Source organism: Streptomyces sp. NPDC059002 (genome assembly GCF_042740435.1).
Taxonomy (GTDB): domain Bacteria; phylum Actinomycetota; class Actinomycetes; order Streptomycetales; family Streptomycetaceae; genus Streptomyces.
Map to the genome: position 1 here is coordinate 89,129 of NZ_JBHYJI010000008.1, position 13,864 is coordinate 102,992.

Below are 13,864 nucleotides of genomic sequence, written 5' to 3' on the forward strand. Positions count from 1 at the left end.
GCCGAGGCGACCCACGTGAAGATTCACAAGTACGACACCGTCATCGTCGGCGCGGGCGGCGCCGGCATGCGCGCGGCCATCGAGTCGACGAAGCGCAGCCGCACCGCCGTGCTCACCAAGCTCTACCCCACGCGTTCCCACACGGGCGCCGCGCAGGGCGGCATGGCCGCCGCGCTCGCCAACGTGGAGGAGGACAACTGGGAGTGGCACACCTTCGACACCATCAAGGGCGGTGACTACCTGGTCGACCAGGACGCCGCCGAGATCCTGGCGAAGGAGGCCATCGACGCAGTCCTCGACCTGGAGAAGATGGGCCTGCCGTTCAACCGCACGCCGGACGGCACCATCGACCAGCGCCGCTTCGGCGGTCACTCGCGCAACCACGGCGAGGCGCCGGTCCGCCGGTCCTGCTACGCCGCGGACCGCACGGGCCACATGATCCTCCAGACCCTCTACCAGAACTGCGTCAAGGAGGGTGTGGAGTTCTTCAACGAGTTCTACGTCCTCGACCAGATCATCGTCGAGGAAGACGGGGTCAAGAAGAGCGCGGGCGTCGTCGCCTACGAGCTGGCGACCGGCGAGATCCACATCTTCCAGGCGAAGGCCGTGGTCTACGCGTCCGGCGGCACCGGCAAGTTCTTCAAGGTGACCTCGAACGCGCACACGCTCACCGGTGACGGCCAGGCGGCCTGCTACCGGCGCGGTCTGCCGCTCGAGGACATGGAGTTCTTCCAGTTCCACCCGACCGGCATCTGGCGCATGGGCATCCTTCTCACGGAGGGCGCCCGCGGTGAGGGCGGCATCCTCCGCAACAAGGACGGCGAGCGCTTCATGGAGAAGTACGCGCCGGTCATGAAGGACCTCGCGTCCCGTGACGTCGTCTCCCGCTCCATCTACACGGAGATCCGTGAGGGCCGCGGCTGCGGTCCCGAGGGCGACCACGTCTACCTCGACCTCACGCACCTGCCGCCGGAGCAGCTGGACGCCAAGCTCCCGGACATCACCGAGTTCGCGCGCACCTACCTCGGCATCGAGCCCTACACGGACCCGATCCCGATCCAGCCGACCGCGCACTACGCCATGGGCGGCATCCCGACGAACGTCGAGGGCGAGGTCCTCGCGGACAACTCGACCGTCGTTCCCGGTCTGTACGCGGCGGGCGAGGTGGCCTGCGTGTCCGTGCACGGCGCCAACCGCCTCGGCACGAACTCGCTCCTGGACATCAACGTGTTCGGCCGCCGCGCGGGCATCGCCGCCGCCGAGTACTCCGCGAAGAACGACTTCGTCGAGCTCCCGGAGAACCCGGAGGAGCTGGTCGTCGGCCTCGTCGAGCAGCTGCGCGACGCCACCGGCACCGAGCGGGTCGCCGAGCTCCGCAAGGAGCTGCAGGAGACCATGGACGCCAACGTCATGGTGTTCCGCACGGAGCAGACGATCAAGACGGCGGTCGAGAAGATCGCCGAGCTGCGCGAGCGCTACAAGAACGTGTCCATCCAGGACAAGGGCAAGCGGTTCAACACCGACCTCCTGGAGGCCATCGAGCTGGGCAACCTGCTCGACCTGGCCGAGGTCATGGCGCAGTCCGCGCTCGCCCGCAAGGAGTCCCGCGGCGGTCACTACCGCGAGGACTACCCGAACCGCGACGACGTCAACTTCATGCGCCACACCATGGCGTACCGCGAGGTCGCCGACGACGGCACGGACTCGATCCGGCTCGACTACAAGCCGGTCGTCCAGACCCGCTACCAGCCGATGGAGCGTAAGTACTGATGGCTACCCCGACGATGGACAAGCTGGAGGCCCTCGAGGCCGACTCCACGTCCTCCCACCTGATCACGGTCACGTTCCGGATCCGCCGCTTCAACCCCGAGGTCTCGGCGGACGCCACGTGGGAAGACTTCCAGCTGGAGATCGACCCCAAGGAGCGCGTCCTCGACGGTCTCCACAAGATCAAGTGGGACCTGGACGGCTCGCTCACGTTCCGCCGTTCCTGCGCACACGGCATCTGCGGCTCGGACGCCATGCGCATCAACGGCAAGAACCGCCTTGCCTGCAAGACCCTGATCAAGGACGTCAACCCGGCCAAGCCGATCACGGTCGAGCCCATCAAGGGCCTGACGGTCCTGAAGGACCTGGTCGTCGACATGGACCCGTTCTTCCAGGCGTACCGCGACGTGATGCCGTTCCTGGTCACCAAGGGCAACGAGCCGACGCGCGAGCGTCTGCAGTCCGCCGAGGACCGCGAGCGCTTCGACGACACGACCAAGTGCATCCTGTGCGCCGCCTGCACGTCCTCGTGCCCGGTGTTCTGGAACGACGGCCAGTACTTCGGCCCGGCCGCGATCGTCAACGCGCACCGCTTCATCTTCGACTCGCGTGACGAGGCGGGCGAGCAGCGCCTGGAGATCCTCAACGACAAGGACGGCGTGTGGCGTTGCCGCACCACGTTCAACTGCACGGACGCCTGCCCGCGCGGCATCGAGGTCACCAAGGCGATCCAGGAGGTCAAGCGCGCGCTGATCACGCGTCGCTTCTGATCGCGCCGTAGTTCGTACGACACCGTGGGCCCCCGGACGGCCGAAGAAGTGACCGTCCGGGGGCCCACGCATGCGCGCCTGCGCCCGCCCGGGGACCGCCGACCTAAGCTGACGGAATGTCAGACAACCAGTCGGTCGGCCTGTCCGTTGACCAGCCCGTCGCCCCCTTCACCGCCCCGTCCACCGGGCACTCGACCGAGGTGCTCGGCTTCGACCACGTCCTCTTCCCCGTCGGCGAACTCGCCGAGGCCGTCGGCTTCTACGAACGCGCCGGGTTCCCCGTGGCGTTCCGCCTCGACGAGATCGGCCTGGCGATCCTGAAGGCCGGCAAGGAGACCCCCGGCGTACTGCTGCGCGTCGAGGACGGCATCGGGCACCGCCCGCCGCCGTGGCCCACGCCGCGGGTGTGGCTGGAGGTCCCGGACGCCCGCGAGAAGGGCAGGGCCCTCACGGCCGTGGGCATCGAGCCGCTCACCGGACCGTTCTCCGTCGCCACGGGGTGGACCGTGGAGATCGCCGACCCGTGGGGGAACGTCGTCGGCTTCACGGACTATCGCAAGCGGCCCGAACTGGCGCGGGCGTAGCGGCACCGGCTCGGCTCACCGCGTCCACCACGTGGCGGGCGCACGAGGCGTGGCCGGGCGCCGTGGTCGCGGGGAGCGTCAGCGCCGTATCAGCGCCCAGACCGTCTTGCCCTGACTGCCGCGCCGCCACACGCCCCACGCGTCCGCGAGCGTGTCGAGCAGGCGCAGGCCGCGGCCGCCCTCGTCGTCCTTGCCGACGTCCGCACGCATCTCGGGTCCCGCCGGGCCCTCGTCGGTCACCTCGATGAAGCACGCCCCGTCGGCGAGCACCGTCACCGCGACCTCGAACTCCCGCTCCACGGAAGGACCGTGGAGGATCGCGTTCGTCGCGAGCTCCGACACGAGGAGCACGGTGTCGTCGAACGCCCCGCGCTCCGCCGTGTGCCCCCAGGCCGACAGATGCTCGCGCACCCGGGTCCGGGCGAGCGGCACGGACGCCGGGTGCGGTGGCAGCCGGAAGGCATCACGTCGCAGCAATCCTCGTTCCCCCTCCGGCACGGCACGCGTCAAGAACCGCACATGCATCCGACATCAAATGCTGCGCAGAGAAACCGAACAGTGTCACTGCGTCACCCCTCGGCCCGCCCGTATCCGGCCAGGTCCGAACCAACTGCCCCCGGAGGAGCGGCATTTCGCAGGTCCGGCCTGGTGGGAGCGGGCGCGGGTCCCGGAGCCGGGCGCTCAGGCCCGGCGGGACGCCAGTTCCACGACCGTGATGTCCGACGGCGCCCCGACCCGCACCGGCGGCCCCCAGGCACCCGCGCCGCGCGTCACATAGAGCTGGGTGTCGCCGTACCGCTCAAGACCCGCGAGCGTCGGATTGGCCAGGTCCGCGATGAAGTTGCCCGGCCACAGCTGGCCGCCGTGGGTGTGGCCGGAGAGCTGCAGGTCGACCCCGTGCTCGACGGCGTCATGGATGACGACGGGCTGGTGGGCGAGGAGCACGGAGGCCCGTGAGCGGTCCCGGTCGCCGAGCGCCTTGGCGAAGTCGGGCCCCTTCCCCTCGCTCTCGCCCGCCACGTCGTCGACCCCGGCGAGATCGAAGCCGGGCAGTTCGGTGCGGGCGTTCTGCAGCGGCCGCAGACCGAGCTCACGCACATGCTCGACCCACTGCTCGGCCCCGGAGAAGTACTCGTGGTTGCCGGTGACGAAGAACGCCCCGTGCCGCGCCCGCAGCCCGGCGAGCGGCGCGGCGGCCGGACGGAGGTCCTCGACGCTGCCGTCCACCAGATCGCCCACGACGGCGATCAGGTCGGGCTGCGTGGAGTTGATCGTGTCGACCACGCGCCGGGTGAAACCGCTGCCGAGGATCGGCCCGAGGTGGATGTCGCTGACCACGGCGATCCGGAACCCGTGCGCCGCACGCGGCAGTTTGGCCAGCGGCACGGTGACCCGCTTCACCTTGGGGCCGCGCAGCACGCCGTACGCCCCGTAGCCGACGGTCCCCGCCGCGACGGCCGCGGCGGTCCCGCCGACGACACGGGACACGAAGAGCCGCCGCGAGGGCGCGGGACGCACGACGGGGGCGGGCTCTTCGGGAACGGGGTCTTGGGAGACGCCCTCTGCGGAGACGTCCTCTACGGAGGCGGCGTCTTCGGAAGTGCCCTCTACGGAGACGTCGTCCTTGGAGGTGCCCTCTACGGAGACGTCCTCAGCCCGGGCGACCCACCGCCGCACCAAGGGACGCACCGCCTCCCCCACGACCAGTGCGAGCACCAGGTAGAGGAAGAGCGCCATCCACAGGAAGCCGGGCCAGGCGAGCACCCGCTGGAGCCAGAACGGCGCGCCGGCCCGCTCCGTCACGAGCGCCGCGAACATCACGACCGGCGCGGCCACGACGACCACCGTCCCCAGGCGCCGCGCGAAGGAGCCGGGGGTGGTGGTGTCCCGCACGAGGCGACGCCACACGTACCAGTGAAGTCCCGCGAAAGCGGCGAGGACGGCGAGGCCCGCGAGGACCATGAGGGCGATCACGGCTATGACGTTCTGCGCAAGGCACGCACTCCACGGAACCCGATGGTCCCCACCACCGTCCCCAAGACAAAGGAGACAACGGCGAGCGTCAGGTGCACCCAGAAGTACCCGGTCGGGTTGTCCGCATCATCGAAGGCCAGCCCACTGCCGTCCTTCCAGAGGTTCTTGACGAAAGTGATCCAGATGAACCAGCTCCACACCCCGAAGGCGAGCAGGAACCAGGAGACCGGTCGGCTGAGCTTCATGCGTTCAGTATCGCGAGGCTTCTCCGCGCACCGCCGCCGGGGTGGGGCGGACGGGACACAGCGCACCTCGGCGACGACTTCCACAGCGGCGCCATGTACGTTCTCGTCCGTGCCTGCCTTGAAAAAGACCACCTTCTTGGTCGCTTCCGCCGCATTGTTGTCCATGTCGACCGCGGCGCCCGCGCTCGCGGACGGTAAGCCGGGAGAGGACAAGGGCCAACCGAAGCCCCCCGCCAAGATGTCCACCGTCGGCGGTGCCCAGCTGGGCCGGCCGGGCACCCAGGTGAAGCTCAGGGCGGGCGCGCCGGTGCTGCCCAAGAAGCTGTCGGGGCGCTCCTGGATCGTCTCGGACGCGGAGTCCGGCGAGGTCCTTGCCTCGCACAACGCGCACTGGCGGCTCCCCCCGGCGAGCACCCTCAAGATGCTCTTCGCAGATACGGTTCTCCCGAAGTTCCCGAAGACGCAGAAGCACAAGGTCGAGCTCTCCGACCTGGCGGGCATCGGCGCGGGCAGCAGCATGGTCGGCGTCAAGGAGAACGAGACGTACTCCGTTCACGACCTGTGGCTCGGCGTCTTCCTCCGCTCGGGCAACGACGCGGTGCACGTCCTGTCCGCGATGAACGACGGCGTCCCGCAGACCGTCAAGGACATGCAGGAGCACGCCGAGGACCTCCAGGCGCTCGACACCCACGTGGTCTCCCCGGACGGCTACGACGCCAAGGGCCAGGTCTCCTCCGCGTACGACCTGACGCTGTTCGCCCGCTCCGGGCTGCAGAAGAAGGACTTCCGCGAGTACTGCTCGACGGCCACCGCCAAGTTCCCCGGCGAGACCAAGAAGGTCACGAAGGGCAAGGACAAGGGCAAGAACAAGCGCGAGTCCTTCGAGATCCAGAACACCAACAAGCTGCTCACCGGCGCCATGGGCGTCAGCCCCTACAAGGGCATCGCGGGCGTCAAGAACGGCAGCACCACGAACGCGGGAAACACCTTCACCGGTGTTGCCGAGCGCAACGGCAAGGTGCTGCTCGTCACCGTCATGAACCCCTCCTCCGGAGAGCCGCACGCGGTCTACCAGGAGACCGCGCGGCTCTTCGACTGGGGCTTCGCGGCCGCGGGCAAGGTCGACCCGGTGGGTGAGCTCGTCGCGCCGAAGGGCGCGGGCGGCGGCTCGGGCAAGGGCGCTCCCGGCAGCGGCGGCGCGGGCAAGGGGGCCGCGGCCGAGAACGCGGCGCACTCCTCCGACGACGGTTCGAGCGGCATGGGCGTCGCGCTCGGCGTGACGGGCGGCGTGCTCGCGGTGCTGGCCGCGGGCGTCTTCGTGATCAGGCGTCGGCTGCCGCTGCCCGGCCAGGCGGGTCGCCGCGCTTCACGGGACTGACACCGACCTCTCCGGAGGGTGTTCCTTCAGAGGCCGTCTCTACGGAGGCGGCCTCTTCGGTTTCCTCGCCCGATGCCTCTTCCTTGTCCGACTTGTCCGATGCCTTGCTCGTCGCCTTGCTCGTCGCCGTCCAGGCGGCGCAGAACAGCAGCAGCTTCGCGGTGAAGTTGATCCACAGGAGCAGTGCGACGGGCACTCCGAAGGCGCCGTACATGCTCTTCGCCGCGACCCCCTTCATATAGCCGCCGAGCAGCAGCTTGAGCAGCTCGAACCCGGCCGCGCCGATCAGCCCCGCGGTGAGGAGATCGCGCCGGTGCGGCTGGACCCCGGGCAGCAGCGTCAGGACGTAGAGCAGCAGCAGGAAGTCCGCGAGGACGGCGATCGCGAAGGCGACGACCTGGAGCAGCACCGCGCCCCAGCCCCGCTCGTCGATGCCGAGCTGGTCGGCGGTCCAGCCGACGGCGGTCGACGCGAGCGCGGAGGCCACGACCGACGCGAGGCCCGCGCCGCCGAGCCCGATGAGCACCCCGGCGTCCTTGAGCTTGCGCAGGAACGGGTTCTCCTCCTTGTCCGCCAGCTCCCAGACGGCCCGCAGGCACTCCCTTATCGAGCCGACCCAGCCGATGCCGGTGACGAGCAGCAGGGCGCCCGCGACGAGTCCGACGGTGCCCGCGTTGGCGACGAGGGCGTCCAGGTCCAGCTGGTCGGAGATGCCGGGGACCTGCTCGGAGATCTTGTCCTCCAGCTTGTTCTGCTGCTGCTTGGAGAGCGTCGCCGCGGCGATCGCGGCGGCGACGGTGAGCAGCGGGAAGAGCGCGAGGAAGCTGATGAACGTCATGGCCGCGGCGAGGCGGGCCCAGTGCACGCGGTCGAGCCGCTCGTAGGAGCGCCACGCGTGCGTGCGCATGCCCCGCTCGACGAGCGGCCCGATCCCGGGCAGTTTCTTCAGCCAGTCCATGACGCCTCCCTGCCCGCAGTCCTGCCCGATGTCCGGAAGACCAAAGTCCGGGTACCCCAAAACCGCAGAACAGTGGCGAATGCCATACCGACTCCCGCTCCGGAGACGGTGTCCGCGCGCGGCGATGTGAAGCCGAGTCCGTAGTGGGACACGGCGATGCACAGGAGCTGCACCAGGGCTCCCGCGATGTTGACGGCGAAGAAGACCCCGTACTGGCGCAGCCGCGACACCTCCGCGGTCCTGCGCCGGTAGGTGCCGAGCGCGTTGCCCGCGTACGCCACCGAGCAGCCCGCCACGAAGGACAGCGCCTTGGCGGTCAGCGGGTCCATGCCGACGGGTCCGCGCAGCCATACGAAGAGGCCGAGATCGGCGGCGTACGCGCAGATCCCGGCGGCGGCGAAGCCGAGCAGTTCGGGCCCGAGCGCCCGCAGCCGTTCCCGCAGGGCGGTCCATGGGGTTCTCAAACTCACCAGTCCGCGACGGCGAGGCCGTACATCGCGAGCCACACCAGGCCGATCACGGCGAGCGCCCGGTCGCGCAGCACGACGTCCTCGGGCTCGCCCGCCGTGCCCCGGTCGGCGAAGACGGCGTAGCGCAGGATCGCGAGGATGAAGGCCGCCATGGACAGCTGACGCCAGGGCAGCAGGCTGCCGTTGGCGGTGCCGCCGCTCTCCATGGCCCACAGGCAGTACGCGAGGACGGCGACCCCGGCGGCCAGCTGCCACACGAAGCGGAGGTAGCCGGTGGTGTACTCGGTGAGCAACGCGCGCGTGGCACCCAGTTTTTCGGAGCTCGCGGCCATCTGGACGGCTTCGGAGTAGCGCTTGGCGGAGACCATGAAGAGCGCGCCGAAGCCCGTGGTGATGAGGAACCAGCGCGAGAGCGGAATGCCGAGCGCGAGGCCGCCGATCATGGCGCGCATCAGGAAGCCGGTCGTCACGATCGTCAGGTCGACGACCAGGACGTGCTTGAGGCTGACGCAGTAGGCGAGTTGCATGCCGACGTACGCGGCGAGGAGCGCGGCCGTCAGCGGGGTGCACAGCGCGGCCGCCACGACGGGCGCGAGGACCGCAAGGAGCCCTCCTACGGCGTACGCGACGGACACCGGCACCTGTCCGGCCGCGACCGGCCTGCGGCACTTGGTGGGGTGCGCGCGGTCGGCGTCGGCGTCGCGCGCGTCGTTGATCAGGTAGACGGCGGACGCGGCGGCCGTGAACAGCACGAAGACGATCGCGAGTTGGCTGAGCGCATGGCGCGAGAAGAGCTCACCGGCGGCCGCGGGAGCCGCGACGACCAGGACGTTCTTCACCCACTGGCGGGGCCGTGCGGTCTTCAGGAGGCCGAGCGGCAGGCTGACGGGTCCCGGCTTCGGCTGCTGGGGCGGACGGGGTCGTTCCAGGACGGCGGAACGTTCAGGCATCGGTACGTCCTCCGTTCATCCAGACGGCTCCCGCGCGCGCGGTCAGCGCTCCGAGCGCCGCGCCCGCGGCCACGTCCGTCGGGTAGTGGACGCCGACGACCATCCGGGAGACGCACATGGCGGCGGCCAGCGGCGGGACGAGGTGGGCGCCGACCGGGCGCAGCGCGCCGTACGCGACGGCTGCGGCGGCCGCCGAAGTGGCGTGCGAACTGGGGAAGGAGTGCCGGCCCGAGGTGCGCACCAGGGGCACGACACCGTGCCGGCTGACCGGTCGCGGGCGGCGGACGATCTGCTTGACGCCCATGCTGGCCAGATGGGCGGCGACGGTCAGTGCCGTGCCGCGGAGCCAGGCGCCGCGCCGCTCGCGGTCCACGTAGGCGCCCGCGAGCCCGGCGGCGATCCAGAGTGCGCCGTGCTCGCCGCTCCAGGACAGGGCGCGCGCGGCGGCCGCCACGCGCGGATTCGCACCGCAGTCGCGCAGGGCCGACAGCAACCTGTGGTCCATGTCGTGCATGTGGCCTCTTTTTCGAAGACATGTCGAGAGCTGGGCATCTCGACTCTTCTAGGCAACCCCCCAATATTTACGGCAATGTTGGGTGACACTCCATCAATCACCCATTTCGGTGAGGAGATTGACGATTAGGAGCAAAGCTCCCCAGTACGGGCGATACTGTCGCTTTCATGCCTGTCGACTCCCCCACCGACTCCCTCGCCGCCCCCCTGACCAACTCCCCTGCCGCCCCCGCCCCCGCGGCCGCGTCCGACACCGTGTCCGTGTCCGGCTGGGGCCGCACCGCCCCGACCACCGCCCGGCTCGTCCGACCGCGCACACAGGACGAGGCCGTCGCCGCGGTGCGCGACTGCGGGGAGCGGGGCGGCATCGCCCGGGGTCTCGGGCGTGCCTACGGAGACGCGGCACAGAACGCGGGCGGCGCCGTCTTCGACATGACGGGCCTGGACCGCGTGCACGCCATCGACGCCGACGCGGGCACGGTCGTCTGCGACTCCGGCGTCTCGCTGCACCGCCTGATGGAAGTCCTGCTCCCCCTCGGCTGGTTCGTGCCCGTGACACCGGGGACCCGCTATGTGACGGTCGGCGGGGCCATCGGCGCCGACATCCACGGCAAGAACCACCACGTGTCGGGGTCGTTCTCCCGCCATGTCCTGGCCATGGACCTGCTGACCGCCGACGGCACGGTCCACACGGTCACGCCCGGCACCCCCCTGTTCGACGCCACCGCGGGCGGCATGGGCCTGACCGGCATGATCCTTTCGGCGACCGTCCAACTCCAGCCGGTCGAGACGTCCTTGATGAGCGTCGACACGGAACGCGCCACCGATCTCGACGACTTGATGGCTCGCCTCACCGCCACCGACCACCGCTACCGCTACTCGGTGGCCTGGATCGACCTCCTCGCGCGCGGCACGGCCATGGGGCGCTCGGTCCTGACCCGCGGCGACCACGCGCCCCTTGACGCACTCCCGGACCGGGCACGCGCGCGTAGAGCCCCTCTTGCGTTCCGCCCCGGACAGCTGCCCGCCGCCCCCTCCTTCGTGCCCGAAGGCCTGCTCGGCAAGGCGTCGGTGGGCCTCTTCAACGAGCTCTGGTACCGCAAGGCGCCCCGCTCCCGCACCGGCGAGCTGCAGAAGATCTCCACGTTCTTCCACCCCTTGGACGGCGTCCCGCACTGGAACCGCATCTATGGACGCAGCGGCTTCGTGCAGTACCAATTCGTCGTCGGATACGGCAAGGAGGAGGCCCTGCGCCGCATCGTGCGGCGCATCTCGGAGCGCGGTTGCCCGTCCTTCCTCGCCGTGCTCAAGCGCTTCGGAGAGGGCGATCCGGGCTGGCTCTCCTTCCCGATGCCCGGCTGGACCCTCGCCCTCGACATCCCGGCGAACCTGCCGGGCCTCGGTTCCTTCCTCGACGAACTCGACGAGGAGGTGGCCACCGCCGACGGCCGCGTCTACCTCGCCAAGGACTCACGGATGCGGCCCGAGATGCTCGCCGCGATGTATCCGCGGCTCGACGACTTCCGCGCCCTGCGGGCCGATCTCGACCCGCGCGGCGTGTTCCGCTCGGACCTCTCCCGCCGCCTCGCCCTCTAGGAGACCGGTACTCATGAAAGACGCCTTCGGCACCCCCCAGTCCCTGCTCGTCCTCGGCGGCACCTCCGAGATCGGCCTCGCCACCGCGCGCCGCCTCGTGGCCCGCCGCACCCGCACGGTGTGGCTTGCCGGGCGGCCTTCGCCGGACCTGGAGAAGGCCGCTGCCGGGCTGCGCGACATGGGCGCGGACGTGCGCACCGTCGCCTTCGACGCCCTCGACTCCGAGTCCCACGAGGAGTCCCTCGGCAAGATCTTCACCGAGGGCGACATCGACATGGTGCTGCTCGCCTTCGGGATCCTCGGCGACCAGGCGCGCGACGAGGACGAGCCGCTCTCCGCGGTGCGGGTCGCGCAGACCAACTACACCGGCGCGGTCTCGGCAGGCCTTGTCTGCGCGCGGGCCCTGCAGTCCCAGGGACACGGCTCCCTGGTGGTGCTGTCCTCGGTGGCGGGCGAGCGGGCCCGCCGCTCGAACTTCATCTACGGCTCCAGCAAGGCCGGCCTCGACGCCTTCGCCCAGGGCCTCGGCGACGCGCTGCACGGCACCGGGGTGCACGTCATGGTCGTCCGCCCCGGCTTCGTGCGCTCCAAGATGACGGCGGGCCTCGCGGAGGCCCCCATGGCGACCACTCCGGACGCAGTGGCGGAAGCCATCGAGACGGGCCTGCGGCGGCGCTCGGAGACGGTGTGGGTGCCGGGGGCACTCCGGTTCGTCATGTCGGCGCTGCGACACGCACCGAGGCCGGTGTTCCGACGGCTGCCGGTCTAGGGGCTGCTCCGGAGGTCAGTTCTCCGGGGTCCGGCTCTTCGGCGACTCGTACGTGGCGATCGCGGGCAGAACCACGGCGGCGCATGGATTCCCCCCAGCACGATCTGCCGGGGGCGGCCCCCGTCAGCGAGCGGGCAGCGTACCCCGGGCCGCCGGGGCCGGGGCCTGAGGGGGCACGAGGGGGCCGCCGAAGACGAACTCGCGCAGCTTGCGCCAGACGCCGTCGGCGCCCTGCTCGTACAGGGCGAAACCGGTGCAGGGCCACTCGGCCTCGTACTCCGAGAGCTCCGCGTACGCCCGGTCCATCGCCTCTTCGGAGATGCCGTGCGCCACCGTGACGTGCGGGTGGTACGGGAACTGCAGCTCGCGCGCCATCGGTCCCGACGCGTCCCGCACCCGCTCCTGCAGCCAGGAGCAGGCCGAGCCGCCCGCCACGACCTGCACGAAGACGACGGGCGAGAGCGGCCGGAAGGTGCCCGTCCCCGAGAGCCGCATGGGGAAGGGCCGCCCGGCCGCCGCGACGGACACGAGATGCGCCTCAACCGCGGGCAGCGCGGCTGCGTCCACCTCAGTGGGCGGAAGCAGGGTCACGTGCGTGGGGATGCCGTGCGCCGCGGGGTCCCCGAAGCCCGCGCGCCGCTCCTGGAGCAGGCTGCCGTGTGGCTCCGGGACCGCGATCGACACACCGATCGTTACGGTCCCCACGTCGTACTCCTGTCGTCGTGTTGGTGGGCAGGGGTGCGCTGCCGGGCAGCGCGGGTGCGGTTGTCGTGCTCGGTCCGGTGGGGCTCAGTGCTTGGCGGGCAAAAAGCCCACCTTGTCGTACGCCTGCGCGAGCGTCTCCGCGGCGACGGCACGTGCCTTCTCCGCGCCCTTGGCCAGGATCGAGTCGAGCGTCTCCGGGTCGTCCAGGTAGGCCTGGGTGCGGTCCCGGAACGGGGTCACGAACTCGACCATGACCTCGGCGAGGTCGGTCTTGAGCGCACCGTAGCCCTTGCCGACGTACTTCTGCTCCAGTTCCGCGATACCGGTACCGGTGAGCGTGGAGTAGATGCTGAGGAGGTTGCTGACGCCGGGCTTCTCCGCCGCGTCGTAACGGATCACCGTGTCGGTGTCGGTGACGGCGCTCTTGACCTTCTTGGCCGTGGCCTTGGGCTCGTCGAGGAGGTTGATCAGGCCCTTCGGCGTGGACGCCGACTTGCTCATCTTGATCGACGGGTCCTGCAGGTCGTAGATCTTCGCCGTCTCCTTGAGGATGTACGGCGACGGCACCGTGAAGGTCTCGCCGAAGCGGCCGTTGAAGCGCTCGGCGAGGTCACGGGTGAGCTCGATGTGCTGGCGCTGGTCCTCGCCGACCGGGACCTCGTGGGCCTGGTACAGCAGGATGTCCGCGACCTGCAGGATCGGGTACGTGAACAGGCCGACGGAGGCGCGGTCGGCACCCTGCTTGGCGGACTTGTCCTTGAACTGCGTCATCCGGGAGGCCTCGCCGAAGCCGGTGAGGCAGTTCATCACCCAGGCGAGCTGGGCGTGCTCGGGGACATGGCTCTGTACGAAGAGCGTGCAGCGCTCCGGGTCGAGACCGGCGGCGAGCAGCTGGGCGGCCGCGAGCCGGGTGTTGGCGCGCAGCTCGGCGGGGTCCTGCGGAACCGTGATCGCGTGCAGGTCCACCACCATGTAGAAGGCGTCGTGGGACTCCTGCAGCGCCACCCACTGGCGGACCGCGCCGAGGTAGTTGCCGAGGTGGAACGAGCCTGCGGTGGGCTGGATTCCGGAGAGCACGCGGGGTCGATCAGAGGCCATGTCGCCCATTCTCTCAGGTGACTCTCATAGCTCGGAAACAGGTGGGTGACGGGTGGGAACCAACGCGTGACCCCAAGGCCGCCGCCC

General features: G+C 70.3%; 15 protein-coding genes. 6 read left to right on the forward strand and 9 right to left on the reverse strand.

All coding sequences use genetic code 11. The annotated features are described in order from the left end of the window. Positions 1-15 precede the first annotated feature (15 nt). From sdhA to ACFWZ2_RS10210, 3 genes are all read left to right on the forward strand, one after another. Positions 16-1,770, forward strand: a complete 1,755-nt coding sequence (sdhA, locus tag ACFWZ2_RS10200; RefSeq protein ID WP_384544335.1) for a succinate dehydrogenase flavoprotein subunit — start codon at positions 16-18, stop codon at positions 1,768-1,770. Next, positions 1,770-2,537: a succinate dehydrogenase iron-sulfur subunit gene (locus ACFWZ2_RS10205; RefSeq protein ID WP_384544337.1), complete on the forward strand. Its 768-nt coding sequence runs from the start codon at positions 1,770-1,772 to the stop codon at positions 2,535-2,537. The genes sdhA and ACFWZ2_RS10205 overlap by 1 nt, the downstream gene beginning before the upstream one ends. 116 nt (positions 2,538-2,653) lie before the next feature. Further along, positions 2,654-3,121 carry a VOC family protein gene (locus ACFWZ2_RS10210; RefSeq protein WP_384544339.1) on the forward strand — a complete coding sequence of 156 codons (468 nt, stop codon included), beginning with the start codon at positions 2,654-2,656 and terminating at the stop codon, positions 3,119-3,121. Positions 3,122-3,199: 78 nt separating this feature from the next. On the opposite strand, the gene ACFWZ2_RS10215 is transcribed toward ACFWZ2_RS10210, so the two are convergent. The 3 genes from ACFWZ2_RS10215 to ACFWZ2_RS10225 all read right to left on the reverse strand — a co-directional run bounded on the left by ACFWZ2_RS10215 (position 3,200) and on the right by ACFWZ2_RS10225 (position 5,340). Continuing rightward, a complete protein-coding gene (locus ACFWZ2_RS10215; RefSeq protein WP_384544341.1) occupies positions 3,200-3,598 on the reverse strand; it encodes an ATP-binding protein in 399 nt (132 codons plus the stop codon). A gap of 204 nt (positions 3,599-3,802) precedes the next feature. Further along, positions 3,803-5,083 (reverse strand): metallophosphoesterase, encoded by a 1,281-nt coding sequence (locus tag ACFWZ2_RS10220; RefSeq protein ID WP_384544540.1) that lies wholly within the window; start codon positions 5,081-5,083, stop codon positions 3,803-3,805. Between the two features lie 14 nt (positions 5,084-5,097). Next, positions 5,098-5,340 carry an SCO4848 family membrane protein gene (locus ACFWZ2_RS10225; RefSeq protein ID WP_055566125.1) on the reverse strand — a complete coding sequence of 81 codons (243 nt, stop codon included), beginning with the start codon at positions 5,338-5,340 and terminating at the stop codon, positions 5,098-5,100. A 163-nt stretch (positions 5,341-5,503) separates the two neighbouring features. Between ACFWZ2_RS10225 and ACFWZ2_RS10230 the strand changes: the two genes are divergently transcribed. Further along, positions 5,504-6,718, forward strand: a complete 1,215-nt coding sequence (locus tag ACFWZ2_RS10230) for a D-alanyl-D-alanine carboxypeptidase family protein (protein ID WP_384544343.1) — start codon at positions 5,504-5,506, stop codon at positions 6,716-6,718. Here the strand turns inward: ACFWZ2_RS10230 and ACFWZ2_RS10235 are convergent. Genes ACFWZ2_RS10235 through ACFWZ2_RS10250 form a run of 4 tightly spaced genes read right to left on the reverse strand, consistent with a single transcriptional unit; the run spans position 6,663 to position 9,610 of the window. Then, complete coding sequence (locus ACFWZ2_RS10235) at positions 6,663-7,676, reverse strand: YihY/virulence factor BrkB family protein (RefSeq protein WP_384544345.1); 1,014 nt, start codon at positions 7,674-7,676, stop codon at positions 6,663-6,665. The two genes, ACFWZ2_RS10230 and ACFWZ2_RS10235, sit on opposite strands and share 56 nt — an antisense overlap. After that, on the reverse strand, positions 7,664-8,146 hold the full coding sequence (locus ACFWZ2_RS10240) for a GtrA family protein (protein ID WP_384544347.1): 483 nt from the start codon (positions 8,144-8,146) through the stop codon (positions 7,664-7,666). The genes ACFWZ2_RS10235 and ACFWZ2_RS10240 overlap by 13 nt, the downstream gene beginning before the upstream one ends. Beyond that, the gene (locus ACFWZ2_RS10245) at positions 8,143-9,096 is read right to left on the reverse strand and encodes a decaprenyl-phosphate phosphoribosyltransferase (protein WP_384544349.1); all 954 of its coding nucleotides are present in this window, start codon (positions 9,094-9,096) and stop codon (positions 8,143-8,145) included. Before ACFWZ2_RS10245 ends, ACFWZ2_RS10240 begins: the two co-directional genes overlap by 4 nt. Next, complete coding sequence (locus ACFWZ2_RS10250; RefSeq protein WP_384544350.1) at positions 9,089-9,610, reverse strand: phosphatase PAP2 family protein; 522 nt, start codon at positions 9,608-9,610, stop codon at positions 9,089-9,091. The genes ACFWZ2_RS10245 and ACFWZ2_RS10250 overlap by 8 nt, the downstream gene beginning before the upstream one ends. 167 nt (positions 9,611-9,777) lie before the next feature. Here ACFWZ2_RS10250 and ACFWZ2_RS10255 point away from each other — a divergent pair, with 167 nt between their 5' ends. Continuing rightward, complete coding sequence (locus ACFWZ2_RS10255; RefSeq protein ID WP_384544352.1) at positions 9,778-11,205, forward strand: FAD-binding protein; 1,428 nt, start codon at positions 9,778-9,780, stop codon at positions 11,203-11,205. 13 nt (positions 11,206-11,218) lie between these two features. Further along, the gene (locus ACFWZ2_RS10260) at positions 11,219-11,974 is read left to right on the forward strand and encodes a decaprenylphospho-beta-D-erythro-pentofuranosid-2-ulose 2-reductase (RefSeq protein ID WP_384544354.1); all 756 of its coding nucleotides are present in this window, start codon (positions 11,219-11,221) and stop codon (positions 11,972-11,974) included. A 123-nt stretch (positions 11,975-12,097) separates the two neighbouring features. On the opposite strand, the gene ACFWZ2_RS10265 is transcribed toward ACFWZ2_RS10260, so the two are convergent. Beyond that, complete coding sequence (locus ACFWZ2_RS10265; RefSeq protein ID WP_384544356.1) at positions 12,098-12,679, reverse strand: 2'-5' RNA ligase family protein; 582 nt, start codon at positions 12,677-12,679, stop codon at positions 12,098-12,100. Between the two features lie 84 nt (positions 12,680-12,763). Next, positions 12,764-13,777 carry a tryptophan--tRNA ligase gene (gene trpS, locus ACFWZ2_RS10270; RefSeq protein ID WP_384544358.1) on the reverse strand — a complete coding sequence of 338 codons (1,014 nt, stop codon included), beginning with the start codon at positions 13,775-13,777 and terminating at the stop codon, positions 12,764-12,766. Positions 13,778-13,864 lie beyond the last annotated feature (87 nt).

Excerpts from the sequence above, each read along its gene's own strand:
- ACFWZ2_RS10205 (WP_384544337.1), top strand. The coding sequence starts at position 1,770 with ATGGCTACCCCGACGATGGACAAGCTGGAGGCCCTCGAGGCCGACTCC.
- ACFWZ2_RS10210 (WP_384544339.1), top strand. The coding sequence starts at position 2,654 with ATGTCAGACAACCAGTCGGTCGGCCTGTCCGTTGACCAGCCCGTCGCC.
- ACFWZ2_RS10220 (WP_384544540.1), bottom strand. The coding sequence starts at position 5,083 with ATGGTCCTCGCGGGCCTCGCCGTCCTCGCCGCTTTCGCGGGACTTCAC.
- ACFWZ2_RS10225 (WP_055566125.1), bottom strand. The coding sequence starts at position 5,340 with ATGAAGCTCAGCCGACCGGTCTCCTGGTTCCTGCTCGCCTTCGGGGTG.
- ACFWZ2_RS10230 (WP_384544343.1), top strand. The coding sequence starts at position 5,504 with ATGTCGACCGCGGCGCCCGCGCTCGCGGACGGTAAGCCGGGAGAGGAC.
- ACFWZ2_RS10235 (WP_384544345.1), bottom strand. The coding sequence starts at position 7,676 with ATGGACTGGCTGAAGAAACTGCCCGGGATCGGGCCGCTCGTCGAGCGG.
- ACFWZ2_RS10245 (WP_384544349.1), bottom strand. The coding sequence starts at position 9,096 with ATGCCTGAACGTTCCGCCGTCCTGGAACGACCCCGTCCGCCCCAGCAG.
- ACFWZ2_RS10250 (WP_384544350.1), bottom strand. The coding sequence starts at position 9,610 with ATGCACGACATGGACCACAGGTTGCTGTCGGCCCTGCGCGACTGCGGT.
- ACFWZ2_RS10255 (WP_384544352.1), top strand. The coding sequence starts at position 9,778 with ATGCCTGTCGACTCCCCCACCGACTCCCTCGCCGCCCCCCTGACCAAC.
- ACFWZ2_RS10260 (WP_384544354.1), top strand. The coding sequence starts at position 11,219 with ATGAAAGACGCCTTCGGCACCCCCCAGTCCCTGCTCGTCCTCGGCGGC.
- trpS (WP_384544358.1), bottom strand. The coding sequence starts at position 13,777 with ATGGCCTCTGATCGACCCCGCGTGCTCTCCGGAATCCAGCCCACCGCA.